The organism is Rhodococcus sp. IC4_135 (assembly GCF_011602025.1).
Lineage (GTDB): Bacteria > Actinomycetota > Actinomycetes > Mycobacteriales > Mycobacteriaceae > Rhodococcus_F > Rhodococcus_F baikonurensis.
In genome coordinates this window covers 344776-370383 of sequence record NZ_JAAOLG010000004.1, presented here as the reverse complement: position 1 = coordinate 370383, position 25608 = coordinate 344776, and the positions used below count along the sequence as shown (strand labels likewise).

25 protein-coding genes are annotated in these 25608 nt (G+C 63.1%); 16 read left to right on the top strand and 9 right to left on the bottom strand.

The window, feature by feature from the left end:
- Positions 1-19: 19 nt before the first annotated feature.
- Positions 20-838, bottom strand: coding sequence for an AraC family transcriptional regulator (locus G8767_RS11785; protein WP_166810231.1), 819 nt, complete (start codon positions 836-838; stop codon positions 20-22).
- Positions 839-927: 89 nt separating this feature from the next.
- On the opposite strand from G8767_RS11785, the gene G8767_RS11780 reads away from it, so the two are divergent.
- Entirely contained in the window at positions 928-1299 is a 372-nt protein-coding gene (locus G8767_RS11780) for a cupin domain-containing protein (RefSeq protein WP_095970233.1), read from the top strand.
- Here G8767_RS11780 and G8767_RS11775 read toward each other — a convergent pair whose 3' ends face one another.
- The 4 genes from G8767_RS11775 to G8767_RS11760 form a co-directional block, all read right to left on the bottom strand.
- Positions 1300-2028 carry an HD domain-containing protein gene (locus G8767_RS11775; protein WP_166810230.1) on the bottom strand — a complete coding sequence of 243 codons (729 nt, stop codon included), beginning with the start codon at positions 2026-2028 and terminating at the stop codon, positions 1300-1302. It lies immediately after the preceding gene.
- Between the two features lie 209 nt (positions 2029-2237).
- Positions 2238-2834 carry a CHAP domain-containing protein gene (locus tag G8767_RS11770; protein ID WP_206029208.1) on the bottom strand — a complete coding sequence of 199 codons (597 nt, stop codon included), beginning with the start codon at positions 2832-2834 and terminating at the stop codon, positions 2238-2240.
- 18 nt (positions 2835-2852) lie between these two features.
- Entirely contained in the window at positions 2853-4424 is a 1572-nt protein-coding gene (locus tag G8767_RS11765) for an MDR family MFS transporter (protein WP_095970230.1), read from the bottom strand.
- Positions 4425-4456: 32 nt separating this feature from the next.
- Positions 4457-5089 carry a TetR/AcrR family transcriptional regulator gene (locus G8767_RS11760; protein WP_166810228.1) on the bottom strand — a complete coding sequence of 211 codons (633 nt, stop codon included), beginning with the start codon at positions 5087-5089 and terminating at the stop codon, positions 4457-4459.
- 113 nt (positions 5090-5202) lie between these two features.
- On the opposite strand from G8767_RS11760, the gene G8767_RS11755 reads away from it, so the two are divergent.
- The 4 genes from G8767_RS11755 (at position 5203) to G8767_RS11740 (ending at position 8583) form a co-directional block, all read left to right on the top strand.
- Positions 5203-5547 carry a zinc ribbon domain-containing protein YjdM gene (locus tag G8767_RS11755; protein WP_346842981.1) on the top strand — a complete coding sequence of 115 codons (345 nt, stop codon included), beginning with the start codon at positions 5203-5205 and terminating at the stop codon, positions 5545-5547.
- A 101-nt stretch (positions 5548-5648) separates the two neighbouring features.
- Entirely contained in the window at positions 5649-6680 is a 1032-nt protein-coding gene (locus G8767_RS11750) for an ABC transporter substrate-binding protein (protein ID WP_346842980.1), read from the top strand.
- A gap of 51 nt (positions 6681-6731) precedes the next feature.
- Complete coding sequence (locus tag G8767_RS11745; protein ID WP_166810260.1) at positions 6732-7151, top strand: DUF1622 domain-containing protein; 420 nt, start codon at positions 6732-6734, stop codon at positions 7149-7151.
- 31 nt (positions 7152-7182) lie between these two features.
- The gene (locus tag G8767_RS11740) at positions 7183-8583 is read left to right on the top strand and encodes a DUF2252 domain-containing protein (RefSeq protein WP_124568651.1); all 1401 of its coding nucleotides are present in this window, start codon (positions 7183-7185) and stop codon (positions 8581-8583) included.
- Between the two features lie 4 nt (positions 8584-8587).
- On the opposite strand, the gene G8767_RS11735 is transcribed toward G8767_RS11740, so the two are convergent.
- From G8767_RS11735 to G8767_RS11725, 3 genes are all read right to left on the bottom strand, one after another.
- Entirely contained in the window at positions 8588-9304 is a 717-nt protein-coding gene (locus G8767_RS11735) for an SRPBCC domain-containing protein (RefSeq protein WP_166810226.1), read from the bottom strand.
- A gap of 2 nt (positions 9305-9306) precedes the next feature.
- Positions 9307-9918, bottom strand: a complete 612-nt coding sequence (locus G8767_RS11730) for a helix-turn-helix domain-containing protein (protein WP_124568650.1) — start codon at positions 9916-9918, stop codon at positions 9307-9309.
- Between the two features lie 74 nt (positions 9919-9992).
- A complete protein-coding gene (locus G8767_RS11725; RefSeq protein WP_166810225.1) occupies positions 9993-10916 on the bottom strand; it encodes a neutral zinc metallopeptidase in 924 nt (307 codons plus the stop codon).
- 163 nt (positions 10917-11079) lie between these two features.
- Here G8767_RS11725 and aspS point away from each other — a divergent pair, with 163 nt between their 5' ends.
- The 3 genes from aspS to G8767_RS11710 all read left to right on the top strand — a co-directional run bounded on the left by aspS (position 11080) and on the right by G8767_RS11710 (position 15245).
- Complete coding sequence (gene aspS / locus G8767_RS11720) at positions 11080-12888, top strand: aspartate--tRNA ligase (RefSeq protein WP_166810224.1); 1809 nt, start codon at positions 11080-11082, stop codon at positions 12886-12888.
- A gap of 18 nt (positions 12889-12906) precedes the next feature.
- Positions 12907-13872: a DUF389 domain-containing protein gene (locus G8767_RS11715; RefSeq protein ID WP_166810223.1), complete on the top strand. Its 966-nt coding sequence runs from the start codon at positions 12907-12909 to the stop codon at positions 13870-13872.
- A 191-nt stretch (positions 13873-14063) separates the two neighbouring features.
- Positions 14064-15245: a kinase gene (locus G8767_RS11710; protein WP_037131744.1), complete on the top strand. Its 1182-nt coding sequence runs from the start codon at positions 14064-14066 to the stop codon at positions 15243-15245.
- Positions 15246-15316: 71 nt separating this feature from the next.
- Here the strand turns inward: G8767_RS11710 and G8767_RS11705 are convergent, their stop codons facing one another.
- Complete coding sequence (locus tag G8767_RS11705; RefSeq protein ID WP_095970221.1) at positions 15317-15697, bottom strand: nuclear transport factor 2 family protein; 381 nt, start codon at positions 15695-15697, stop codon at positions 15317-15319.
- A 211-nt stretch (positions 15698-15908) separates the two neighbouring features.
- On the opposite strand from G8767_RS11705, the gene G8767_RS11700 reads away from it, so the two are divergent.
- The 8 genes from G8767_RS11700 to aroC all read left to right on the top strand — a co-directional run bounded on the left by G8767_RS11700 (position 15909) and on the right by aroC (position 25598).
- Positions 15909-17234 carry a replication-associated recombination protein A gene (locus tag G8767_RS11700; RefSeq protein ID WP_235172296.1) on the top strand — a complete coding sequence of 442 codons (1326 nt, stop codon included), beginning with the start codon at positions 15909-15911 and terminating at the stop codon, positions 17232-17234.
- Positions 17235-17311: 77 nt separating this feature from the next.
- Positions 17312-19984, top strand: coding sequence for an alanine--tRNA ligase (gene alaS, locus G8767_RS11695; RefSeq protein WP_166810222.1), 2673 nt, complete (start codon positions 17312-17314; stop codon positions 19982-19984).
- A gap of 2 nt (positions 19985-19986) precedes the next feature.
- Positions 19987-20520 (top strand): Holliday junction resolvase RuvX, encoded by a 534-nt coding sequence (gene ruvX / locus G8767_RS11690; RefSeq protein WP_003944838.1) that lies wholly within the window; start codon positions 19987-19989, stop codon positions 20518-20520.
- Positions 20517-21827 (top strand): endolytic transglycosylase MltG, encoded by a 1311-nt coding sequence (mltG, locus tag G8767_RS11685; protein ID WP_124568646.1) that lies wholly within the window; start codon positions 20517-20519, stop codon positions 21825-21827. The genes ruvX and mltG overlap by 4 nt, the downstream gene beginning before the upstream one ends.
- On the top strand, positions 21817-22656 hold the full coding sequence (locus G8767_RS11680; protein ID WP_166810221.1) for a shikimate dehydrogenase: 840 nt from the start codon (positions 21817-21819) through the stop codon (positions 22654-22656). Before mltG ends, G8767_RS11680 begins: the two co-directional genes overlap by 11 nt.
- Positions 22657-22736: 80 nt before the next feature.
- Positions 22737-23375 (top strand): A24 family peptidase, encoded by a 639-nt coding sequence (locus G8767_RS11675; protein WP_166810220.1) that lies wholly within the window; start codon positions 22737-22739, stop codon positions 23373-23375.
- Between the two features lie 225 nt (positions 23376-23600).
- Entirely contained in the window at positions 23601-24299 is a 699-nt protein-coding gene (locus G8767_RS11670) for a S1 family peptidase (protein WP_095970216.1), read from the top strand.
- A 111-nt stretch (positions 24300-24410) separates the two neighbouring features.
- Positions 24411-25598 carry a chorismate synthase gene (gene aroC / locus G8767_RS11665; protein ID WP_003944974.1) on the top strand — a complete coding sequence of 396 codons (1188 nt, stop codon included), beginning with the start codon at positions 24411-24413 and terminating at the stop codon, positions 25596-25598.
- Positions 25599-25608: the final 10 nt, after the last annotated feature.

Here is a 25608-nt window from a genome sequence, read left to right as displayed (position 1 = left end):
CCGGTGCCAGCTGCTGTGGCTAGCCCGCTCTGCCGACCACGTTCCGTGCGTACCTGCCGGGCGGCGCCCCGACGTGTTTCACGAAGTGCCGCGACAAGTGGGATTGATCGTGGAACCCGACGTCGACGGCCACGTCCGCCAATTCGCGCCCCGCCAGGATTGCGCGTCGTGCCAGATCGATTCGGCGTCCCGTCACGTACTTGTGAGGCGGAAGCCCGAAATGCTTCGCGAAGTTCTTGATCAGATACGTGGAGTTCCGCTGCAGGATGTTCGACGCTTCCCGCATCGTGATTCCCGTTGTGAGTCGCGCATCGAGCAGGTCTCGCAGTTGATCGGCAACGCGTTCGTCAACGGTGGGCGTGTGACGGGCTCGGCCTGTGGCCGGTGTGAGGATCTCGTTCAATCTTTCAGCGAGGAACCCCAGGCGACTTTCGGCCTCGAGTGATTCGCCGTCTGGGCCGAGTGCAGAGTGCAGTTGATCGATGCGGTGGCGCAGCAGAAGGTCTCGAATCTCGGGACTGTCCACTGCCGGGCCTATGAGGACCTCGCCGAGAACTGACGTGTCGAGGTACAGGATTCGTTGACGAAAACCGGCCTCGGTGACCGGAACTCCGTCGTGTGCGATACCTGGCGGCAACAGAGTCACAATCTCGGGTGCTGCGCCATGAGCGCGATGATCGAGGTCGTATGCAATCGTGCCGCGGTCGACGAGCATCAGAGACCACTGATCGTGCGTGTGTTTGGGATAGGCGTGTCCGACGAAATCGGCATGGAAGACCTCGGTGATTCCCGCGAGGCCCGGTGCCCACGCGGTGATCTGAGCGCCGTGGGGATCCATGTCAGAAACGTACAAGACGCAGCTGCCGCGGGTGACGAAGAGTGGCGGGGTCGTCATCGCGGTGGTGGCGCGCCCGAGGGAGGAACAACATGAACAGTTCGGCAACAGCGGTATCGCTTCGCGAGAAGTTCGGTCAGTTCACCGAGCACTGGTCGCCCAAGAAGATTGCGGCGCTCAATGACTACGAGATCAAGATCGTCAAGATCAAAGGTGAATTCGTCTGGCACTCCCACGCCGACACCGACGAGATGTTCCTGGTGACGAAGGGGCAGATTCGAATCCAACTGCGAAACGGAGATGTTGCACTGGGGCCCGGTGAACTGTTCGTGGTACCTCGCGGCGTCGAACATTGCCCGATCGCCGAGGAGGAAGCGGAGGTGATGTTGATCGAACCCGTCGGCGTGGTGAATACCGGGAACGTGGGAGGTCCGCGAACCGCAGTGCTCGAGGACTTTTCGTAGTTACCGGCTCTTCCAGTCCAGGGGATTGGTACGCAACGGCAGGGCCATTCCCGATCTCCAGAGCGTCGCCGCGCGAGAGCGCGGACGGAGCTCGACCTCGCGCCGCATCGACTGCGCGAACTCGTCGGTGAATCCTGTTCGGGGGTACTCCGTGATTGCTGCATCAACAGTTGCTCGCGGAATTTCGGCCGCACGCCGACCGGCAACATCGAAATGCGCTGCGGCGTGCAGGAGATAGGCGTCACCGCCCGCGCTGCGGTCGACGGTCAGATCCATGTGCAGACGGATCGCTGCGCCGATTCGCTCTACCGACTTCTCCGAAGTTCCCACTCGGGTCGCGAGTTCTTCCGCGTCTGCGGCACTGATGTAGGTGAAACACCCATGCTCGGCCGATCCTTCTGCGCCCAGTCCGACATCGTGAAGGGCGCACGCAGTGAAGAGATCTTCGGGGTCGTACTCGATCGCGTCGATCTGTGCGAAGGTGTCGGCCCAGATCCAGCAGCGGAGACTGTGGTTCAAGACCGCGGGGGAGAGGGTTCCTCTGGCGTGATCGAGCGCTTCCCTGCACAGTCTGGTGTCGGGGAGTGGGCATTTGCGCAGGTCGGGCGTGTGAGTGGGGTAGCGGCCGAGCCGCAGTCGAAGCATCGACGGGGTACTCATGGCCTGCGCAGCTGCCGCGCGGGCCATGAGTTGCATCTGCTCGCGGGTGGTCAGCTCACCAGGGCGCATCGAATTCCTGTCTGAGGTAGGGGACAGCTCAATACGAATCTAGTTGGCGAGGACAATTCTTCACGCTTGCTCAATATCTGTCGACGACGGAAACGCGGAATTATCCGAATGTTGGTCAATAGCAAGTGCCATCCAACGGCAACGCCAAATCAGCAACCTCACCCCTGCACTTCGCACTATCTCGACAAGCAACGACGGTCGGGTTCGGCTCAGATGACGCCGAACCCGACTATTCCCGGAACTTCCGAGGGCTTTATGCGATGAAGCATGACTTTGTTGTTCTCGTTGCCGCCGACGGTCGTCAGAGTGCCGACGTCATTGACCAGAACGACGTTGACGTGTTGACCGAATGGGCTCGAGTCGCCGTACAGGATCGTGTCGCCGACTTTGGGTTGGTAGTCCTGACCGTAGGGGACAAACGCGTCGACCGACTCGTAATACTCCTGCAGCGTGTACACCCCGGGGATGCGCCACGAGCCTGAGTTGGGGTTCGAGAACGGCGTGCCGATCTGGTTCATCGACCAGCTCACGAAATCGGCACACCACGATTCCTCGACACCTTCGGCGTACTTGGTGCCGGGGCTCCCTGACTCCCATTCCTGTTCGAGGACGGTGAGCAGCGCACTCTGCTGAGCGGTCAGTGCGCTGTGGTCGACAGCCGGGAACGAATCCAGGTTCTCGCCGGCAAGGGCGTCGTCGCTGCGGGCGAACCACCAGAAAATGCCGGCGACTGCTACAACCACTACAACGCCGAATACGCCCAGAACAGTGAGAGTGCGTCTGGACGTATTCGGTGCGTGCGACATCACGCCACGATAGTCAAATTACTCGAGCGGGGGCGCTGAGCGGTCGATCGTCGTCGCGAGGGGCTTCTCCTTGACGAAGAGCAACAAGACGACCGCCGCGATGACCAGCGGTACGAGATAGAGGAAGATCGGCGCAAGCGCATCGTTGTATGCGCCGACGATGATCTCGCGAACCTGGCTCGGCAACTTCCAGAGAATTCCCGGCGTCAAAGAGTTCTCGTCCCCACCAGCTGCGCCTCCGTTTGCCGGTAGTCGTTCGGACAGCAGATTGGTCAGGCGCGAGGCGAACAGGCTGCCAACGATAGCGCTGCCCAACGAAGCGCCGATCTGACGGAAGAAGTTGTTCGACGCGGTGGCCGTTCCCACTTCGGCCGCAGGGAAGGTGTTCTGCACGATCAGGATCAAGATCTGCATGACGAGGCCGAGGCCGATACCCATGAGGGCGATGTAACAACCGAAGACCAGCAGCGAGGTCGACGGCGTCAGACGTGAGAGCAGGACCAGAGCAAGGGCGACGATGGATGTTCCGACGATGGGGAAGATCTTGTAGCGACCGGTTTTGCTGACCAGCTGACCGGATCCGATGGAGGCGACGAGTAGGCCCGCCATCATCGGAATCATCATCAGTCCTGCTTCGGTGGCGTTCTTTCCGGTCACCATCTGGATGTAGGTCGGCAGGTAGGCGAGCGCACCGAACATCGCGATTCCGATGATCAGACCCGCGACGGTGGTCAACACGAAGTTTCGCTGAGCGAACAGGTGCATCGGAATTACTGGTTCGTCGGCACGCTTCTCGACGAAGACGAACGCCACGGCGGTCACGATGCAGCCGACGATCAACCCGATGATGACTCCGGAACCCCAGGCGTAAGTGTTTCCGCCCCAGGTGGTGAACAGGATCAGGCACGTCGCTGCCGTCGCGACCAGGATCATTCCGAGGTAGTCGATGCGAGGTTTGCCGAGATTCGGTTTCCGCAAGTGAAGGAATGCCATCGCACTCGCGATGGCGAGAAGGCCGAGGGGGATGTTGATCCAGAAAGCCCAACGCCAACCGATGCCTTCGGTGAACCAGCCGCCGAGTAGGGGACCGGCAACCGAAGCCAGGGCGAACACACCGCCCATCGCGCCCATGTACCGGCCGCGTTGCCGGGCCGGAACGACGTCGGCGATGATCGCCTGGGACAGCAAGATCAACCCGCCGCCGCCGAGTCCTTGAACAGCGCGCCCCGCGATGAGTGTGGTCATGTCGTGGGACAGGCCGCCGATCACAGAACCGACGATGAAAATGCTGATGGCGCCGATGAACAGGCCCTTGCGGCCGATCAGATCACCGAGTTTCCCGTACACCGGCATCATGACGGTCGAGGCGAGGATGTACGCCGTCGTCACCCAGACCATGTGGTTGACGCCGTTCAATTCGCCGACGATGGTGGGCAAGGCGGTGCTGAAGATCATCTGATCGAGCGATGCCAGAAGCATGGTGATCATCAACCCGACAAAAACGAGGATGATCGACCGCTTGTCTGGCGTGGATTCGGTGTCGGTGCGCGTGTCGTCTGGGCCGACGGTCGCAGCTTCTCGAGTGGACATGGAATTCCTTAGTTGAGTGACAGCTGGTGAAATCAGTTCGCGGAGCGGAGAATTCGAGCCATCAGAAGTAGTGCAGGATCGAGCAGTTCGGTTCTGGGGCTTGCCCGTTCGCTGTTCTGCCACTTTCGGAAGACGTAACGCATCGCTGCGCCCGCTGTGATGACCGTCGCGGTGGCCTCGTCTTCGGCGGCGGTGGCTGCCGGAAGCTGTCGATACTCGGGGCGACCGCGCAACTCACGCGTCAAGAGCCTGGTGAGTGTGTCCTCCAGATCGTGAAACGTGGCCAGGTGCTGCTGCAAGAGTGTGGGATGCCGTTCGAACAATTCGCGGCGGTACGCCAGCAGGTCGGGCCGCTCGTCGACGATCTGCATCGCCTCTTCGAAGACCGCCAGAGCCCCTCGGAGAGGGTCATCGGGGTGCTCGTTGATCAGCGTGATCATGGTCGTCTCATTCGGTACGACGAGCATGAGTCCACCGATGGCTGCGTCCTTGGTGGGGAAGTAGTTGAAGAACGTGCGGGTCGACAGATTGCAGGCTTCGCAGATCTTCTCGACGGTCACTTCGTCGTATCCGAGGTCGAGGACGAGTTCGACCGCGGTGTGCTCGATCAGCTGCCTAGTAGCGATTCGCTTTCGTTCGCGCAATCCGAGTGTTTCGGTTCCCATTTCATCCATAATTGCACAGAGTGCAAAGTTTCATCGAATGCAATTTTTGTCCCATGAATGACCTATGAAGTGCAAAAATGGGCATCCGACACCCGCTGGATAGGATGATCCACGTGGAAGACACCTTGCCTCCTTGTCCTGAATGCGCCGGCGAATACACCTACGAAATGGGTGCCTTGATGGTGTGCCCGTCCTGTGCACACGAGTGGGCGCCGGCCGAGGGCGCAGGGGATGCTCCGGGAGTGGTGAAAGATTCGGTAGGAAACGTCCTTGCGGACGGAGACACTGTGACGGTCGTCAAGACGCTCAAGGTGAAGGGCAGTCCGACCGGTATCAAGTCGGGCACGAAAGTGCGCAACATCCGCCTTGTTCAGGGCGTTGGGGACCACGACATCGACTGCAAGGTCGACGGCATCGGGCCAATGCAATTGAAGTCGAGCGTCGTCAAGAAGGTCTGACCGGATAGCAATAGAAGTCGGCTCGAGATCCTGTTCAGTTTCGACGGTTCGACAGCCACAATCGAGGAGATTCTCGACCTCTCGAACGAATGGACCGAACTGTGTCGCACTCGATCTGCCTTGACCCTGCTCCCGATAGCACCGCACTCGATACAGACGAGCAGTGGAGCCTCATCGTCGATGCGCTGACGCGCAGGGGATTCCTCGGCGCCGGGCTCGGTGTCGCGGCCGCGACCTTGCTGGCAGCGTGCAGCAGTGACGAGAACGGCGTGGAGTCAGGCAGTCTCGTCACGGTGCAGGACGAGACGGGCAGTGTCGAGATTCCTTCGGATCCGCAGCGAATGGTCATCGCCCATGTCAGCGCCATGGCGACGGTGCTCGACCTCGGTGTGCCGCCGGAGAAGATCGTCGGCGGCTTCTTCGGTCTCGAGGGTGTGAGCGGTGACGCGGTGTTGCGCACGATGCCGGAGGCTGCGAACATCCCGAACCTCGGCACGGCGGGAACGTGGAACAAGGAAGCTGTCATCGGCGCATCGCCCGACCTGATCGTCATGCTTCTGACGGCCGGAAATGCCTATGCCGCAAAATCTTACGACGAACTCTCGGCGACCGGCGTGCCGGTGTTCGCCGGCTTCAACGGTTTCCTCACGTGGGACGAGATGAAGAAACTGGTCACCTCGATGGGCGTCGCGGTCCGGCGCGAAGAAGCGGCAGCCGAATTGAACGCGAGAACGGAAGAGCGCCTCCTCGCAATCAAGGATCGACTCTCGGCCCTCGGCTCGCTACCGTCGGTGACGCTGCTGCGTACCGGTGAGAACGGTGTCGTCTACAACCAGGTCGACGCACTTCTCGACGCCCTCGAGTTCCCCGGCGATCGAGCCACGTCGGAGGAGTTCACGCGCACACTGACCGCGGAGCAACTCGATCAGGTCACCAGCGACGTGATCATCGTGGGCGCCTTCCAGGATCGGCAGGACGTCCGCGCACAGTTGGCGACGAACCCGCTCTGGGAGCGCCTTCCCGCTGTCCGCTCGGGAAACGTCCATTACGTCGACGACAGCCTGTGGGGCTCGGGCTATTCCCCTCGCGCCACCGAGCTGCGGCTCGACGACATCGAGCGGATCTTCAGCTGACTCCGTCGTGTCACCTCGACTTATCGGTGCATTACCTCGAGAATCATGACCATGGACAAAATCAGGTTCTTCGAGCTTGTCACCGAATGGTTCGAAGTGCTCGGTGTTGTCGCCATGGTTCTCGGGTTCGTGTTCGCATTCGTGGTCGCGGGGCGGGCGTGGAGTCGAACACGCGACGGTAGTTCGGCGTTTCGCACGCTGCGCGAGACCATGGGCGCGGTCATCCTTCTCGGACTCGAGATCCTCGTCGCCGCTGATCTGGTGAAGACTGTGACGTCTTCTCCGTCACTGACCGACGCCGCAGTTCTGGGCATGATCGTGCTGATTCGAACTGTGCTGAGCCTGTCGATTCAGATCGAGATCGACGGGGTACTTCCGTGGCGCAAGGCGTTGGTGTCCAGTCCGGAACTCCTGGTACGCGCGGCGCGCGGATCAGGAGGCCGAGCGATGCCCGACGCGTCGAGTTCGTAGCGATAGCCGTTGCGAGTGAAAGGTCGGGCAGATGACAGCAGTGCGCACCGAACATCTCTCTGTCGACGAGCGGCGGGCGCGCGGCCGCCAAGCGCGTAGAGACACCCCGCTGGCAGCGCTCGCGGATCTCGCGGACAGCGACCGCGACCCGATTTCGCTGCTGGAAGTACAGGCGAAATCCCGGGTGCAGGACCTGGTACCCATTCGCTACGGGCGGATGTCGGCGTCACGGTTCTCGTTCTTCCGTGGTGCCGCATTGGTGATGGCGGACGACTTGTCTCGCAGCGCGGATTCGGGCCTCGGCAGTCAACTTTGCGGTGACGCACATCTGAGCAATTTCGGCATCTATGCGACGCCGGAGCGGAAGTTGGCGTTCGACATCAACGATTTCGACGAGACATACCCGGGCCCGTTCGAGTGGGACGTCAAGCGGCTGGCCGCGAGTTTGGTGATCGCCGCGAAGGACAACGGGTTTTCGGGCAAGGAGCGAAAGAAGATCGTTCGCGGATGCGCGGCCGAGTACCGGGAAACCATGATCACCCAGGCAGGGTTGGGAAATCTTGCGGTCTGGTACTCGCACATCGCACCCGAGGACGGGCTCGAGGATCTCCAAATCGACCTGAAGAAGCGAATGGTCGCGCGCACGCAAGCGACGCTCGACAAGGCCCGTCGCCGCGACAGTGTGCAGGCAGCCGGCAAGTTCACCGAAATCGTCGACGGCCGTCGGCGATTCATCAGTGATCCGCCTTTGATCGTTCCGGCAGACGAGTTGTTCGCGGGCACCGATCTCACGCAGATCGAGGACTTGTTGCGTCAGCGTGTCCGGTCGTACCGCAACACTCTGCAATGGGATCGGCGCGTTCTCCTCGACGCCTTCGAGATGACGCACATCGCCCGGAAGGTGGTGGGCGTCGGAAGCGTCGGAACCCGCGCGTGGATGATCCTGATGAAGGGCGTCGACGATGGCGACCCGCTGATTTTGCAGGTCAAGGAGGCGCAGCCTTCGGTGCTGTCCGGCTACGTCGACGGTCCGACCTTCAAGAACGAAGGTGAGCGCGTCGTCAACGGGCAGCGTTTGATGCAGGCTACGAGCGACATCTTCCTCGGCTGGGAACGCGGGCCGGGACTGGACGAGGGTGAGCACGATTTCTACATTCGTCAACTGCGTGACGGTAAGGGATCGGCAGTCATCGAGGAGATGGTTCCGGAGGGTCTGGAACTCTACGGGCGCTTGTGTGCGAGGGTCCTCGCCTATGCGCACGCTCGCTCCTCCGACCGGATTGCGATCGCCGAATACCTTGGTGAGGGAACCGAATTCGATTTCGCGATCGGAGAGTTCGCGGCTGCCTACGCCAAGCGCAACGCACGCGATCACTCCGCTCTGCTGACCGCGATCGACGACGGTCGCGTGTCAGCAGAGCGGGGAGTGTGACGGCTCAGGCGAACACGCCGGAGAGCCAGGCCTGCCATGCCGCCGTCGCTGCGTCTCCGTCCGCATCCGCGGCGAAGAGGTGATGGGCTGCATCGACGTTGCCGCCGAAGGCATTTCGGCCGTAGAACCGCAGCAATGCGTTCTCGGTGCGCAGGCCGACGAACCAGTCGTCGATGTAGTCGATGATTGCTTCGACGGTTCCGATTCCGGGGACATCCACCGTCACCGTGTCTCCGGCGGTGGCGCCCGAGGCGATTCCGAGGGCGCCGCGAAGTGCTCCCATGGCCTCCGGTGCGGAAGAGGCTTCCGGCCCTTCGACTGAGACGTAGGTGACGGGTCTGCCGGCGAAGTACTGAACGTACTGGCCGAGACTGTGCAGGTAGAAGTCTGTGTGCTTGCTCGCGCCGTCGTACTGGTTGTCCCAGTCCTCGGCAAATACTCCGGCGTGGACGTAACGGACGACAGCGGTGCTCTCGTCGCGGGCCTCGACGACGTACTCGAGGTTGTTGAACCAGCCGTCGGGGCCCTGCATGTGGATGGCTAGTTCGCGGGGCGGTTCCCAGTCCGCGATGATCGGGCTGTCCGGGCGACTGCCGTCGGCGGGGATCTCGAGAGGGGACGGGAACATCCAGCCGGCCGTCTCTGCCGAGATCGCGGCCCAGATCTGTTCGGGAGTTCCGGGGACGACCACCTCGCGGCGGATTTCGAATTTCTCGGACATTGCTACTGCTCCGTTTCGGGTGTGGTGACGTGCGGTGTGGTGAGGCTGGGATGCAGGGCGACAACCAGGCGGTGTTTGCGTCCACCTTCGGAATTGCCGTCGTGGTACTTGGCCACGAGTGAGTTGATCGACTCGCCGAGTTCGCCGGCGAATGCGGCGCGGTCGGAAGCAGTGGCGAAGGTGATGTCACTGTCGATGGCAAAGGAGGCCAATGGTTTTCCGGCCGCAGTTGCTCCGGCGATCAGCTCACCGACCTCTCGAACGATCCGTGCCGCGAGAGTGACGAGCCAACGTGCCGAGAGTTGATCCGGAAACCGACTCGGATCCGGGGCGAGTGCGGACATCGCGGCGGGGGAGATGACGTACGACGCGGCGCTCGCTTGCATGATGCGCTCGGTCATGTTGCCGCGCTTGCGTTCCTCGACCAGCTCTACGAGTCCGTGTTCTTCCAGAGTGCGCAGGTGGTAATTCACCTTCTGGCGTGTCAGTCCGATCCGGGGTGCCAGCGAGGATGCTGATCCCGGAACTGCCAGTTCAGCCAGAATCCGTTGCCGGATCGGATCGAGAGAGACCTCGGCAGCTGCGGGGCGGTCGATGACTGCGACTTCCAACATGAGAAAACCATCCCACCGACAACTTGATCTGTCAAGAAAGAAAAAGTTGTCGGCGGGATGGTTTCGTGGTTTCTCTACCGCTTCAGATCGGGCGGGTTGTTCAAATCCCTCGCCGAGTAGGTGTCGCACGAGGAGATCTGGCCCGTTTGGTACCCGGTGGCGAACCACGCCTGGCGTTGCGCGGAGGAACCGTGTGTCCATCCTTCGGGGTTGACTCGACCCGTCGTCGACTTCTGGATACGGTCGTCGCCCACCGACGATGCTGCTGACAGAGCGTCGCGAATATCGTTCTTCGACAGTGGCTTCAAAAATGGCTGACCGGTTGCCTCGTCGGGAATCGTGTCGGCAAAATGAGCCCAGACGCCGGCATAGCAATCGGCCTGGAGTTCGGTGCGAACCGCGCCGGACTCCTCACCCTGCGGGTCGGCCTGCGCGCGGCCGATGTCGCCGAGCTGATTCTGGATGTGATGTCCGAACTCGTGAGCGACCACGTATTCCTGTGCGAGCGGTCCGGCACTGGAACCGAAACGGTCGACGAGCAATTGGAAGAAACTCGTGTCGAAGTACGCCGTCTGATCGGCCGGGCAGTAGAACGGACCGACATCACTCGACGCCTGGCCACACCCGGTGTTGACCGAACCGCTGAACAAGACAACTTCGGGGCGCACGTACGCCGTGCCGGTCTGCTTGACCAACTGCTGTTCCCAAACGTCGTCGAGGCTTCCGACGGTCAGTGTGACGCGGCAGTTCACATCGGCGTTTGCCTGAGCGCCGGTGCACTCGTCGACCGACGACAGTCCGGTCGACGAACTCGAAGTTTCGGTGGACGTGCCCAGGAGTGAGCCGGGGTCACCGCCGAACAACAGCGCCAGGATCAGAACGATGATGCCGCCCGCGCCACCGCCGATCGCGATTTTGCCGCCGCGGCCACCGCCGCCCCCGCCGCCTTGAACCTGAACGCGTCCCGCTTCGCCGCGGGCCCCCTCGTTGAAGGTCATCTATGTCCGCTTTCTGCTGTCGTGAACAAGTGCTTGCCGTCACTTCTGGAGATAGCTTCGCATGCGATGCGGGTCCGCGTTTCCGCTCTGCGCAGTTCGCTCCGTAGGATCGCAGGCAAAGTAGTCGGTCGTCGGTTATTGGAAGTAGTTCGAAAGGAATCCCGTGCTGCGCACACATCTCGCCGGTTCATTGCGACCCGAGCAGGCAGAGCAGACCGTAACGCTCACCGGTTGGGTAGCCAGGCGTCGTGATCACGGCGGAGTGATCTTCATCGATCTCCGTGATGCATCCGGAGTTGCGCAGGTAGTTTTCCGGGCAGGTGACGTGGCCGAGCAGGCGCACCGTCTGCGCGCGGAATACTGCGTTCGCGTAACCGGAACGGTCGAGGTTCGCCCCGAGGGCAACCAGAACTTCGAGATCCCCACGGGAGCAATCGAGGTAAACGCCACCGAACTCGAGGTTCTCAACGAAAGCGCACCGCTGCCGTTCCAGCTCGACGATCAGGTCGGCGAAGAAGCACGCCTCAAGTACCGATACCTCGACCTGCGTCGTGAAGGGCCCGGATCCGCAATTCGCTTGCGTTCCAAGGTAAGTGCTGCAGCGCGCGGCGTTCTCGCGCACCACGAGTTCGTCGAGGTCGAGACTCCGACGCTCACGCGTTCGACGCCAGAGGGTGCCCGTGACTTTCTCGTACCGTCACGCCTGCAGCCCGGTAGCTTCTACGCACTGCCGCAGAGCCCGCAGCTGTTCAAGCAGCTCCTCATGGTCGGTGGCATCGAGCGCTACTACCAGATCGCGCGTTGCTACCGCGACGAGGATTTCCGCGCCGATCGTCAGCCCGAGTTCACTCAGCTCGACATCGAGATGGCTTTCGTCAACCAGGACGACATCATCCTGCTTGCCGAGGAAATCCTGACGGCGCTCTGGAAGCTCGTCGGCCACGAGATCAAGACGCCGATCGACCGCATGACCTACACCGAGGCAATGCGTCGTTACGGCAGCGACAAGCCGGACCTGCGTTTCGACATCGAACTCGTCGAGTGCATGGACTTCTTCAAGGACACGACCTTCCGTGTGTTCCAGGCGGAGTACGTCGGCGCCGTCGTGATGCCCGGCGGTGCAAGCCAGCCGCGCAAGCAACTCGACGCCTGGCAGGAATGGGCCAAGCAGCGCGGGGCCAAGGGCCTGGCGTACGTGTTGGTCGGCGAAGACGGCACTCTCGGTGGACCTGTTGCCAAGAACCTGACCGACGCCGAGCGTGAAGGCCTTGCTGCTCACGTCGGAGCTCAGCCGGGTGACTGCATCTTCTTCGCAGCCGGCGCAACGAAGCCGATGCGCGCCCTCCTCGGCGCGGCCCGTGGTGAGATCGCCCGCAAGAAGGATCTCATCGATCCTGACGCATGGGCCTTCGTGTGGATCGTCGACGCTCCGATGTTCGAGCCGACCGCAGACGCCACTGCATCCGGTGACGTCGCGCTCGGCCACTCCGCATGGACGGCGGTGCACCACGCCTTCACGTCGCCGAAGCCGGAGTTCTTCGACACATTCGACACCGATCCGGATTCCGCTCTCGCCTACGCCTACGACATCGTCTGCAACGGCAACGAGATCGGCGGCGGCAGTATTCGTATCCACCGCAAGGACATTCAGGAACGAGTGTTCAAGGTGATGGGCATCTCCGAGGAAGAGGCGCAGGAGCAGTTCGGCTTCCTCCTCGACGCCTTCGCCTTCGGTGCGCCGCCGCACGGCGGAATCGCATTCGGCTGGGACCGCATCACCGCGCTCCTCGCCGGTATGGATTCCATCCGTGAGGTCATCGCGTTCCCGAAGTCCGGCGGCGGCGTCGACCCGCTGACGGATGCTCCGGCACCGATCTCGGCTCAGCAGCGCAAGGAATCGGGTATCGACGCGAAGCCCGAGAAGAAGTCAGAGGACAAGAAGTCCGAAGGCGACACCGGCGAAGCCAAGTAGAGCCGACACCGGGTCGCCATGCTGCATTTGCGGGTGATCTGCCCGACCGAGCGCACCGAGCAAGTTCTCGGTGCGCTCGCGTCGCAGCGGGGCGCGACACACATCGTCGTGATGCGCGATGTCGCGGTTCATCCTGCCGGAGACATGGTGGAGGCCGACGTCGCCCGTGAGGCGGCAAACGACGTCGTGGACGCCCTGAACGAACTCGGCGTCGCCGAGGACGGCGGAATGACGCTCGTACCGGTCGAGACTGTCTTGTCGGCGGCGGCCCGCAAAGCCGAACACGACGTGCCGGGTGATCCCGCGGACTCCGTCGTGTGGGAGGAATTACTGTCCCGCACTCGCGAAGAGTCGACTCTCAACGGATTGTTCGTCGCGTTCCTGACGATCGCGTGTCTGCTGGCCGCGATCGGCGTCGTCACCGACTCTCAGATCACGATCGTGGGCGCCATGGTCGTCGGCCCGGAGTTCGGTCCGCTGGCTGCTTTGGCAGTCGCACTCGTACGGCGGGATCGACGGTTGCGTCGACGCTCGATTCTCGCCCTTGCCGTCGGATTCCCCATCGCGATGGGAGTGACCCTTGCCGCCACGTTCGTGGTGAAGTTCTTCGGGTGGATGGACGTCGTCAGTCTCGAATCACTCCACGAGGTCGATTTCGTCTACAAGGTCGGGCCCATTTCGTTTGTCGTCGCGCTTCTTGCCGGTGCGGCTGGGATGCTGGCACTCGTCTCGTCGAAGTCCGCTGCCTTGGTCGGGGTGTTCATCTCGGTCACTACCGTTCCTGCCGCCGGTTTCGCAGTGGTGGCAGCAGCAAACGGGGAGTGGCGGATCGCCGGGTTGTCGTCTCTGCAACTGGCTGTCAACCTGCTCGGGATCGTCATTGCCTGCGTGCTTGTTCTCTGGGTCAGAACGCGAGCCGACGAGGAGTTCGAAGCAGCGTTGAAGGGTATTTCCCGCTTTGTCGACGAGGACAAGAGTCCGTGAATTCGCCGGTCCGGAGTTCTGCTCGTCGACAGCAATATTCTCGCGAGAATTGTAAAGCGGTGTGGCGATTAGGGACTTTTGTCATCACCGCAGGTAGACGGCAACTTCTGTCGCTGCGATTACCTGAATTCTCCGCTGTGAGCGGATGAGCCGGGCATGATCGGAGTCACTAACGGGTAAGTTGGTCGGTGATGACCGCATTACTGGCAGACCCCGTTTCCGAAGTCGTCGCAGCTGCTGAGCAGTTGCTGACACGCCGCACAGGGGCACCCGTAACCCTGGTGGATCCAGTCGATCTCGGGGGGAGTGGCCGCACCGTCGTGCTGCGCGTACGTGTCGCCGAGAACCCGTTCTCCCTGCCTCGGACGCTGGTGATCAAGCAGGTCCGCGACAACTTCCAGGGAGCTACCAAAACAGCGATTGCGCTCCCGGCCGCGTCCGAAGGCGACTTCGACGTCGAGACCGCTTTCCTTCGTGAAGCGGTGTCGTATCAGTTCGCCAACGCGCTTGCCAAGGACGCACGCCCCGGTGCCGAACTGTTGGCCTCCGACCTCGATGCTCGCCTCCTGATCTTGAGTGATCTCGGCGACGCCACCGCAATCAGCGTCCGGCTCGAAGACTCCGACCCGGACACCGTCACACACACGTTGATGGCCATGGCGCAGGCCATGGGCCGCATGCACGCCGCGACCGTCGGCCGTGAGGACGACTTCACCGCGCTTCTGCGTCGTGCCGAAGTTGCACATTGCTCGGACGAAGTGGCGGATCAGGTGGGCCGCGCAGTGGCCGGTGTTCCCGCGATGTTGGTGGAAAGTCTCGGCATCGATGTGAGTTCGGACATTCTCGAGCAGGTTCAGCACGCGCAGACACTGTTCAGCGGCGGTCGATTCCGTGCCTTCAGCCCGTCCGACCTGTGCCCGGACAACATCATCGTCAACGACGACGGCGTGCAGTTCCTCGACTACGAGTGGGGTGGCTACCGCGACGCGCTCCTCGACATCACCTATGCACTGGTGTCGTTCCCCGGTTGCCTGTGCAACATCGACCTGACCGAAGAGCGGGCGTCGGCGATGGTCGACGCCTGGCGCGCCGAGGTCGTGGGGATGTGGCCCGCCCTGGCCGACGAAGCCGAGTTGGGGCGCAGGATCGTCGAGGCCCAACTCATCTGGGTCTGGCTCAGCACCTATCTGTATCTGCCCGAGGATCATTCGCGTATCGCCGCCGTCCGCGAGCATTATCTCTCGATCCCGCGCGCCGACGCCTTGGTCGGCCGTTGGGCCAGGCTCGCGCGTTCGGCGCAGCTCGCCGGCAACGACGCCGTCGAGGCACACGCCCGCGACGTCGTGGCGGCGCTGCGCACCGAGTTCAGTTGAGTCTCTGACCGAACAGACGCAGAAGGGCGCCCGTGCACGCAGCACGGACGCCCTTTCTCGTTCGAGTCACCTCAGTTGTCGGAGACCAGATCGTTCTCGGACAGGTCCGTCGCCGCGAGCGCCGTCTCGAGATCAGGATGCCGGAACGTCGACGTGACCTGGTCGGCCACGACTCGGAAAGCCGAGGCCAGAGTCGCGGACTTGTCCGGTTCGGCCGCCCACGTTGCAGTCTGTTCGACGACGACCACGCCGTGGTGGACGTACATCTTGCCGGGGACGAGGGTGATGCCGGCGTTGGTGGCCCACTCGCGCAAGGCTGCGAGTCCCTGGCTCGCGCCCTTGGGGCCGCCTACCTCGATGTCGTCACTCGACAACTGCAGCAGTGTGTCGATGTCTTGGGAGTTGAGTGCATCGTGCCACGCGAGGACGGTGGCGATCTCGGAGGTGCTCATGGCGACAACGCTATTACAGCGCCTCCGCCGAGGACGTTCGGGCTGGCTGGAACTGCGGGTTGTGTCCGGCGTCGGTGGTCTCTAGTAGCGTCGATTCGTGAGCGATTGGCAAGCGGAAGACAGTGTGGTGGCGGAAGACGGCGTGGTGGCGGAAGACGGCCTGTTCGAGGCAACTCCGGAGGAATCCGCGATCGTCGACGAACCAGATGTCGTGTCGGTAGCCGAGCGTGCCTTGTCCTCGGTGCCGCCCGGGGCTCCACTGGCTGTCCGCATGCGTCCGCTCACCCTCGGTGAGGTTGTCGGTCAACAGCACCTGCTCGGCCCTGGCGCTCCGCTGCGCAGAATGGTCGAGGGATCCGGTGCAGCATCGGTCCTTCTGTACGGACCTCCCGGCACCGGCAAGACCACTCTCGCCTCGTTGATCTCGGGCGCAACCGGCCGCCGGTTCGAGGCTCTGTCTGCTCTGTCCGCCGGCGTCAAGGAGGTTCGCGGTGTCATCGAACTTGCGCGCCGTCGTCTGCTGAACGGCGAACAGACCGTCTTGTTCATCGACGAGGTTCATCGTTTCTCCAAAACCCAGCAGGACGCCTTGCTCGCCGCGGTCGAGAACCGGATCGTGCTCTTGGTCGGCGCGACCACCGAGAATCCGTCGTTCTCCGTCGTCTCCGCGCTGTTGTCGCGCTCGTTGGTCTTACAACTGCAATCGCTCACCGCTGCGGATGTCCAGGAACTGCTCGAACGCGCCGTCGCCGACGAGCGCGGGTTCGGGGGCGCGATCACGATCGACGACGACGCGATGGAACACCTCGTTCGTCTGGCGGCCGGCGACGCACGCCGAGCCCTGACGGCACTCGAGGCCGCCGCCGGAGCTGCACTGGACACGGCAGGTGACGCGTCAGGCCCGGTGGTGCTCGACCTCGCGACCGTCGAGGCCAGTGTCGACAAGGCCGCGGTTCGGTACGACCGTGCCGGAGATCAGCACTACGACGTCATCAGCGCCTTCATCAAGAGCATTCGTGGATCAGACGTCGACGCCGCCCTGCACTACCTCGCACGGATGCTGACAGCGGGCGAAGACCCTCGTTTCATCGCGAGGCGGCTGGTGGTTCATGCCAGCGAGGACATCGGCATGGCCGATCCGACGGCGCTGCAGACTGCCACCGCCGCGGCGCAAGCAGTGCAGCTCATCGGTATGCCGGAGGCTCGTCTGGCGCTGGCACAGGCCACCATTCATCTGGCGACGGCTCCCAAATCGGGTGCGGTCATCGCTGCTCTCGGTGCAGCCATGGCCGACGTGGCCGCCGGAAAATCCGGACTGGTACCGCCGCATCTGCGTGACGGGCACTACAAGGGTGCCGAGCAATTGGGCAACGCAGTCGGATACAAGTACCCGCACGACACACGTGATGGTGTTCTGCGGCAACAGTATCCACCGGACGATCTGGTGGGTGTCGACTATTACCAGCCCACCGCGCACGGCAACGAGCGAGAGATCGCCGATCGGGTGAGCAAACTCCGCCGAATAGTTCGTGGCTGACGCCTGCCAGGTTCCACCGGTCGACGCGTTAGTCTGGACACCCATAGCTCGACGCTCTTGAAGGTAAGGACCGGTTAGTGCAAACCCACGAGATCCGCAGGCGATTCCTCGACCACTTCGTCAAGGCCGGCCACACCGAGGTGCCCAGCGCCTCGCTGATTCTCGACGACCCGAACCTTCTGTTCGTCAACGCGGGCATGGTTCCGTTCGTGCCGTTCTTCCTCGGGCAGCAGACGCCGTCCTACTCACGGGCGACGTCCGTGCAGAAGTGTGTCCGCACCCTGGACATCGAAGAGGTCGGCATCACCACCCGCCACAACACCTTCTTCCAGATGGCGGGCAACTTCTCCTTCGGTGACTACTTCAAGAAGGAAGCCATCTCCCACGCCTGGCAGTTGCTGACAGGTTCGGTCGAGGACGGCGGATACGGCATCGATCCCACGCGCCTGTGGGCAACCGTCTATCTCGACGACGACGAAGCATTTTCGATCTGGCGCGACGAGGTCGGAGTGCCCGAAGAGCGCATCCAGCGCCGCGGGATGAAGGACAACTACTGGTCCATGGGTATCCCCGGACCGTGTGGACCTTGCTCGGAGATCTTCTACGACCGCGGCGCCGAATACGGCGTCGAGGGTGGCCCCGAAGCCGACGAGGATCGCTACATCGAGATCTGGAACCTCGTGTTCATGCAGAACGAGCGCGGCGAGGGCACCAACAAGGGCGACTACCCGATCCTCGGACCGCTGCCGAAGAAGAACATCGACACCGGCATGGGCGTCGAGCGCGTCGCGTTCCTCCTGCAGGGCGTCGAAAACGTCTACGAGACAGACCTTCTCCGCCCCGTCATCGACAAGGCCGCCGAACTGACCGGCAGTGTGTACGGGACCGATCACACGTCTGACGTTCGTTTCCGCGTCATCGCCGACCACGCACGCACTGCAGCGATGTTGATCGCCGACGGTGTGAACCCCGGTAACTACGGCCGCGGATACGTCCTGCGCCGGTTGCTGCGTCGCATCGTGCGCTCGGCCAAACTGCTCGGCAGCGAGCAGCCCACCATGCGCGAGTTCATGATCGTCGTCCGCGACACGATGGCGCCGTCGTACCCGGTTCTGGAAACCGACTTCACGCGCATCGAGAACGTTGCCGTCGGTGAGGAGACCGCGTTCCTCAAGACGCTGGCGTCGGGATCGGCCCTGTTCGAGAATGCTGCCGAGACGGTCAAGTCGTCCGGAAAGTCGGTCATCGCCGGCGATCAGGCATTTGCACTGCACGACACATACGGCTTCCCGATCGACCTCACGCTCGAAATGGCGTCCGAGGCCGGTCTCACAGTCGACGAAGACGGCTTCCGCACGCTGATGGCCGAGCAGCGCAAGCGCGCCAAGGACGATGCTCAAGCGCGTAAGCACGCGCATGCGGACCTGACGGTCTACAAGGAACTGCTCGATCGAGGCGCCACCGAGTTCACCGGTTTCGACGAGCTCGTCTCCGAGGCTCACGTCCTCGCGCTGATCGTCGACGGCGTCCGTGTGCCGGTGGCGAAGGCAGGCCAGGACGTCGAGGTCATCCTCGACCGAAGCCCGCTCTACGCAGAGTCCGGTGGACAGATCGCCGACATCGGTTCGCTCACCGCTCCGGGCCTCGAAGCCAAGGTCAACGACGTGCAGAAGATCGCCAAGAAGGTCTGGACGCACAAGGTGACGGTCAAGAAGGGCGAGATCACCGAGGGTGACGTCGTCCTCGCGCACGTCGATGCCGAATGGCGCAAGGGCGCAACCCAGGGGCACTCCGGTACCCACATGGTGCACGCGGCGCTGCGTCAGGTGCTCGGCCCCAACGCGGTGCAGGCGGGCTCTCTCAACAAGCCGGGTTTCCTCCGCTTCGACTTTTCCTGGCAGGGCGCGCTGTCCGATTCCCAGAAGCAGGACATCGAGGCACTCACCAACGAAGCCGTGGCGTCGAACTACGCGGTCAACACCTTTGTCACCGATCTCGACAAGGCCAAGGCGATGGGTGCGATGGCACTCTTCGGTGAGAACTACGGCGACGAGGTTCGCGTCGTCGAAATCGGCGGTCCGTTCTCGATGGAACTGTGCGGCGGCACTCACGTCGGAAGCTCCGCTCAGATCGGTCAGGTCACGCTGCTCGGTGAGCAGTCGGTGGGCTCCGGAATCCGACGCGTCGAGGCGTACGTCGGTTTGGACTCTTACCGCTACCTCGCCAAGGAGCGTGCGCTGCTGGCCGGACTGTCCTCCTCGCTGAAGGTTCCTTCGGAAGAGGTCCCTGCCCGAGTCGAGGCACTCGTCGAGCGTCTGAAGGTGGCCGAGAAGGAACTCGAACAGACCAAGGCCAAGGCTGTGCTGGCATCGGCGGGCGAGTACGTCGCCAAGGCCAAGCGCATCGGCAGCGTCCTCGTCATCGCCGAGCCTGCTCCCGCGGGCGTCGGCGGCAACGATCTGCGCAGCCTCGTCACGGACATCAAGGGTCGTCTCGGCTCCGAACCTGCCGTCGTAGCTCTCCTCGGTGACGTCGACGGCAAGGTCCCGTTCGTGGTCGCATCCAGCAAGGCAGCCCAGGGTCTCGGTGTGAAGGCCGGTGAGCTGGTTGCGTCCTTCGGTCCCAAGATCGGTGGCCGCGGCGGCGGAAAGCCCGACATGGCCCAGGGTTCGGGTTCGGACTCCGCAGGAATCCCGGCGGCGCTCGATGCGATCCGGGACAGAGTCGGAGAGCTGGCGGGCGGCAGCTGACGGTGGTGGCTACGCAGCAGGGTCCCGATCGCCCCGGCATCGACGACCCTGGTCGCGGGCGGCGTATCGCCATCGACGTCGGCAGCGTTCGCATCGGCGTCGCGTCCAGCGACCCCGACGGCATCCTCGCGACACCGGTGGAAACGGTTCCACGCTCGAAGGAGCGTGGGCCCGACGCGCCGGATATCCGGCGCATTATCGCCATCGTGTCCGAATACGAGGCCGTTGAGGTTATCGTCGGACTGCCACAGACGCTGCGCGGTGAGCAAGGTAAAGCCGCCGGTATCGCGACTGCATTCGCCAAACGACTGCAGCGGGCCGTCGAACCGATCCCGGTGAGACTGTCCGACGAACGACTGACGACCGTCACGGCTGCGCGCAACCTCCGCGAAAGTGGAGTCAAGGCACGCGGTCAGCGACCGATGATCGATCAGGCTGCGGCGGTGGAAATCCTGCAAGGCTGGCTGGACGAGCGGAGTAGAGCTGTGAAACCAGGGGAGTCGTCGAAGGACGCTGCACTGGAGGGCGATCTGTGAACGCGCGGTGGGATGAGGGCGGCGGAAGCCGGCCCACCAGTTCGTTCGACTTCGACAACGACGAGACCATGGTCATGCGTGCGCTGCCGCAGAACATCGATCCGCCGCACATGTCGCGAGCGGAGGCACGGAAGCAACGCGAAGCCCGCAACAAGCGCGCGAAGCGAGGTAAGAAGGTCGGTGTTCTCGCTCTCCTGGTGTTGGTGATCGCGGTTCTCGGTGTCGGTGCATACGGTGCCCTCTGGTACATGGATCGCAACAAGGCCGCGGAGGACTTCGCCGGCCCGGGCGGCGCTCCCGTGGTCATCCAGATCAACAGTGGAGAAACCGCATCGGAGATCGGTGCGACGCTGGAAGCGAAGAACGTCGTCGCGAGTTCCGCTGCTTTCTACAACGCCGCGATCGCCAACCCGTCGGAGATCCAGAAGGTGCAACCAGGCTTCTACCAGGTGCCGGTGCAGAGTAGCGCCGCGAGCGCACTCGACACCTTGGTTGCCCCGGACTCCCGAGTCGGCAGTGTTGTCATCGCCGAGGGTCGTCAGCTGCACGACAGTTCGGACGCGCAGACGGGCTCGCTCAAGAAGGGCATCTACAACCTCATTTCCGAGGCGAGTTGTGTCGGCCCGGTTTCCGCTCAGAAGTGCGTCTCGACGGACGAATTGAACACTGCGGGAGCATCTTCCGATCTGGCTTCGCTCGGCGTGCCGGACTGGGCGATGTCGTCGGTCAAGAGCGTGCCGGACAAGGACCGTCAGCTCGAAGGCCTGATCGCCGCCAGCAGTTGGGATTTCGACCCCACTGCGACGCCGACCGAGATCCTGCGTTCGTTGGTCGAGGGCAGCGCCGCCAAATACGAGGCCACCGGGATCCTGACAGCAGGCAGCGGAGTCGGAATGTCGCCGTACCAATTGTTGGTGGCAGCGTCGCTGGTCGAGCGTGAGGCATTGCCTGGCGACATGGCCAAGGTCGCGCGGGTGATCGTCAACCGACTCGCAGTCGATCAGCCTTTGCAGTTCGACTCCACGGTCAACTACTCACTCGACACCACCGAAGTTGCCACCACGGATGCCGACCGTGAGCGCGTCACCCCCTGGAACACGTACGCAATGCCCGGTCTGCCTGCGACGCCTATTGCTTCGCCGAGCATCGACGCGCTGAAGGCCGTGGAATCGCCGGCGGCCGGTGACTGGTTGTACTTCGTCACGATCAACAAGGAAGGCCAGACGCTCTTCACCAAGAGTTACGAGGAGCATCTGGCCAACATCGAACTGGCACAGCAAAGTGGGATTCTCGACAGTGGACGGTAGTACCGCGACTTCGCTCGCGACGCCGCGTAAGGCGGCAGTTCTCGGAAGCCCGATCGCTCACTCGAAGTCGCCGTTGCTGCACCTTGCTGCGTACGAGGCTTTGGGTCTGAGCGATTGGACCTACGAGCGGATCGAATGCACCGGCGAGCAGTTGCCTGCCCTCGTTGACTCACTCGGCCCCGAATGGGTCGGCCTCTCCGTGACGATGCCGGGCAAGATCGCAGCACTCGACTACGCCACCGAACGCACACCGCGAGCGGTGACCATCGGCTCGGCGAACACCCTGGTCCGCATCGACGGCGGTTGGCGTGCCGACTGCACGGACGTCGACGGAGTCAGCGGTGCGTTGATCGCCGGCGGCGTCGGCGATCTCAGCGGCACTTCGGCGGTAGTCGTCGGCGCGGGCGGCACCGCGCGGCCGGCATTGGTCGCGTTGGCCGACATGGGAGTTCGGACAGTCACCGTGGTCGCGCGTGATCCGGGGCGAGCATCCGGTGCCATCGAATGCGGCAGTGCTGTCGGGTTGGGCATTGATCTGGCCTCTTTCGACGACGCACGACTCGGTGGGATCTGCGCCGAATCCTCGGTCTTGGTCAGCACCGTTCCCGCAGAAGCGGCCGCGCCTTTCGCCCAGCAACTGGGGAGGGCACGATTTGTCCTCGACGCGATCTACAACCCCTGGCCGACGCCACTCGCTTCGGCTGTCGAGGCGGCTGGTGGCACGGTGATCGGTGGCCTCGAGATGTTGCTCAATCAGGCTTTCGGACAGGTAGAGCAGTTCACGGGCAAGCCCGCTCCGCGAGAGGCGATGGCTGCCGCTATCGCCTAGCTCTGTACACAGTGTCGAGGTAGTCCACAAGACGATTCGTAGTCTGCCGCTGGCGTACGCCAGACGCCAAGCTCGAAACCATGTGGACGTTCGTGGTCTTGGTAGGCGCTGGGGTAATCGGTGGTGTCGGTGCTCGGGCGATCGTCGACAGCTGGTTGCGACGACACGGTTATCGACCAGTCGTGGCTCTCTGTTGTCTGCCGCAGTGTGCCGTCGCAACAGGCTGGGTTGTGGTCGGCGCGCTGAATACCTCGGTGGTGCAGTTGCTTTCCGGTCTCGCCGTGGTGTGGTGGTGCGTCGCGATCTCGACTGTCGACCTGGCCGTGCGCCGGCTGCCCAACAGTTTCACGTTGCCCGGCTACGCAGTCGTGATGTTCTACGCGACGGTGGCGGGCACGGTGTGGGCGGCCGCGGTGGGATCGGTGCTGCTCGCCGGAATCCATCTCCTGGCGCACGTGATGTCGCCTGGTTCCATGGGTGTCGGCGATGCGAAACTCTCTCTTCCACTCGGCGCTCTTACCGGATTGGTGGGTGCTGACGCCTGGCTGTGGTCGTTGGTGTCTGCGTCGGTGCTCACCGCAACCCTGGGGATCGTGCTCGAACTGCGGACGCTCGGACGTCGAAAGAGGGGACCGGTTGCCCACAATTCGCCCCTGCCGCACGGTCCTTCGATGTGCCTGGCAGCATGCGGTTCGATCACGTTTGCCTGGCTGACGTGACGAGTGCAACATCGGCGGAAAGTCTGGCGTCATTGACCGTTCAACGACGAACCGTGATCTGCAGGAAAGACGTAACCGTCGGTTTCATAAATGCGGGTATTGCAAGCGCGCAGTCCCAGTATGCGGCGAGTCGGACTTGCCGAATGTCCACATGCTGTCGTTCACTGAGCATTCGGAAATGGGACAAAACGAATCTCGTTTCGCACTCGATTATCGGGGGAACCTATGCGCACAAGGCTTTTCGTCGCTGCGGCAGCCTGTTTGGCTGCTGTGGCCGCAGGGGCAGGCGTCGCCGGCGCCGCGCCTGCACCTTCGTCGGTGGCACTGGGCGGGGGCTCAGGAATCCTGCTGCCGGACGTGGATCACTCCAATCCCGACCAAGTTGCGGCGTGCACGTTGACCGCGGTCGGCTATGACAACGCCGGTTCGCTCGTGGCACTCACCGCCGGACATTGTGGAGTTGTCGGGGACCGGGTGTTCGCCGAATACCTGCCCGAAGCCGGCCCCATCGGCCGGTTCACCTACTCGAGTCCGGTCTCGGACATCGCAGTGATCGATCTCGACGACGCAAAGGTTGCCCCGCTGCGTACCGTCGGCGGCACGACGATCAACGGAATCGGCGCCCCGCCGGCACCGGGCACGATCGTCTGCAAGGAAGGTCGATCGACCGGCAACACGTGCGGTATCACCTGGGGTTACGACTCCGTCTACGGTGAGATCGTCGAGCACACCTGCTCGATTCCCGGTGACTCCGGTGGACCGCTTGTCGTCGGTGATCGCCTGGTCGGCTTGATCAGCAACGGTTTCGAACCGTACTGCTTCGAGCCGCTCCCGCCGCCGTTCCATGCTCCCGACAACTCGGCGGACATCAACATCGGTTTGGCTGACATCAATGCCAACGGTGGAGGATTCCGCCTGTTCTAGACCCGCAGGAACCTCTGAGATGGCCCACACGCATCGTGCGTGTGGGCCATCTGCGTTCACCCGGAGGGCCACTGTGACAACTGAGGTCTGCGACGTGGAAAGATGGTCGGCGTGCTGCGTTGGATAACTGCCGGAGAATCCCATGGTCCCGCCCTCGTTGCGATGCTCGAGGGCATGGTCGCGGGGGTCGAAGTGACCTCTGAGGCCATCTCGTCCGAACTTGCCCGTCGTCGACTCGGTTACGGCCGTGGCGCACGGATGAAGTTCGAGGCCGACAAGGTCACCATCATCGGCGGTGTCCGCCACGGATTTACGCTCGGTGGCCCCGTGGCCATCGAAATCGGCAACACCGAGTGGCCCAAGTGGGAAACCATCATGTCCGCCGACCCGGTCGACCCCGACCTGCTCGCCGATCAGGCACGCAATGCCCCGCTGACGCGCCCGCGTCCCGGCCACGCCGATTACAGCGGCATGCTCAAGTACGGCTTCAACGATGCGCGTCCCGTCCTCGAGCGTGCCAGCGCTCGCGAGACCGCAGCCCGAGTAGCCGCCGGAACCGTCGCGCGTTCGTTCCTGCGTCAGGTGTTCGGTGCCGAGGTCGTCTCACACGTCATCTCCATCGGCGCTTCCGAGCCGTACGTCGGTCCTGTGCCGGAGGGCAAGGATCTGGACGCGATCGACGCGAGCCCGGTCCGTGCCTTCGACAAGGCCGCCGAAGAGTCGATGATCGCCGAAATCGAATCGGCCAAGAAGGACGGCGACACCCTCGGTGGCGTCGTCGAGGTCGTCATCCACGGGTTGCCAGTCGGACTCGGCACCTTCGTCAGTGGCGCCGAGCGTCTCGATTCACGACTTGCCGCTGCCCTCATGGGAATTCAGGCCATCAAGGGCGTCGAGGTCGGTGACGGCTTCGAGACCGCGCGCCGTCGTGGCAGCGAGGCTCACGACGAGATCCGTCCGGGCCCCGACGGCATCGTGCGTTCCACGAACCGCGCAGGCGGTATCGAAGGTGGCATGACCAATGGTGAGGCTCTGCGAGTTCGCGCCGCGATGAAGCCGATCTCGACCGTTCCGCGCGCTCTGGCGACGGTCGACATGGAGAGCGGCGAGGAAGCGGTTGCCATCCACCAGCGCAGCGACGTGTGCGCGGTTCCGGCCGCCGGCGTCGTCGCCGAGTCGATGGTTGCGCTTGTCGTGGCTCAGGCTGCACTCGAAAAGTTCGGTGGTGATTCCATTGCTGAAACCACTGCCAACTACCGTCGTTACGCCGAGGGCATCGCAGCCCGGCCGCCTCGATAGGACTCACGTA

What these genes read in the sequence shown, in the direction of transcription:
- G8767_RS11785 (WP_166810231.1), bottom strand. Translation starts at nt 838, where the DNA reads ATGGATCCCCACGGCGCTCAGATCACCGCGTGGGCACCGGGCCTCGCG.
- G8767_RS11780 (WP_095970233.1), top strand. Translation starts at nt 928, where the DNA reads ATGAACAGTTCGGCAACAGCGGTATCGCTTCGCGAGAAGTTCGGTCAG.
- G8767_RS11775 (WP_166810230.1), bottom strand. Translation starts at nt 2,028, where the DNA reads ATGCGCCCTGGTGAGCTGACCACCCGCGAGCAGATGCAACTCATGGCC.
- G8767_RS11770 (WP_206029208.1), bottom strand. Translation starts at nt 2,834, where the DNA reads ATGTCGCACGCACCGAATACGTCCAGACGCACTCTCACTGTTCTGGGC.
- G8767_RS11765 (WP_095970230.1), bottom strand. Translation starts at nt 4,424, where the DNA reads ATGTCCACTCGAGAAGCTGCGACCGTCGGCCCAGACGACACGCGCACC.
- G8767_RS11760 (WP_166810228.1), bottom strand. Translation starts at nt 5,089, where the DNA reads ATGGGAACCGAAACACTCGGATTGCGCGAACGAAAGCGAATCGCTACT.
- G8767_RS11745 (WP_166810260.1), top strand. Translation starts at nt 6,732, where the DNA reads ATGGACAAAATCAGGTTCTTCGAGCTTGTCACCGAATGGTTCGAAGTG.
- G8767_RS11740 (WP_124568651.1), top strand. Translation starts at nt 7,183, where the DNA reads ATGACAGCAGTGCGCACCGAACATCTCTCTGTCGACGAGCGGCGGGCG.
- G8767_RS11735 (WP_166810226.1), bottom strand. Translation starts at nt 9,304, where the DNA reads ATGTCCGAGAAATTCGAAATCCGCCGCGAGGTGGTCGTCCCCGGAACT.
- G8767_RS11730 (WP_124568650.1), bottom strand. Translation starts at nt 9,918, where the DNA reads ATGTTGGAAGTCGCAGTCATCGACCGCCCCGCAGCTGCCGAGGTCTCT.
- G8767_RS11725 (WP_166810225.1), bottom strand. Translation starts at nt 10,916, where the DNA reads ATGACCTTCAACGAGGGGGCCCGCGGCGAAGCGGGACGCGTTCAGGTT.
- G8767_RS11715 (WP_166810223.1), top strand. Translation starts at nt 12,907, where the DNA reads ATGCTGCATTTGCGGGTGATCTGCCCGACCGAGCGCACCGAGCAAGTT.
- G8767_RS11710 (WP_037131744.1), top strand. Translation starts at nt 14,064, where the DNA reads ATGACCGCATTACTGGCAGACCCCGTTTCCGAAGTCGTCGCAGCTGCT.
- G8767_RS11705 (WP_095970221.1), bottom strand. Translation starts at nt 15,697, where the DNA reads ATGAGCACCTCCGAGATCGCCACCGTCCTCGCGTGGCACGATGCACTC.
- G8767_RS11675 (WP_166810220.1), top strand. Translation starts at nt 22,737, where the DNA reads ATGTGGACGTTCGTGGTCTTGGTAGGCGCTGGGGTAATCGGTGGTGTC.
- G8767_RS11670 (WP_095970216.1), top strand. Translation starts at nt 23,601, where the DNA reads ATGCGCACAAGGCTTTTCGTCGCTGCGGCAGCCTGTTTGGCTGCTGTG.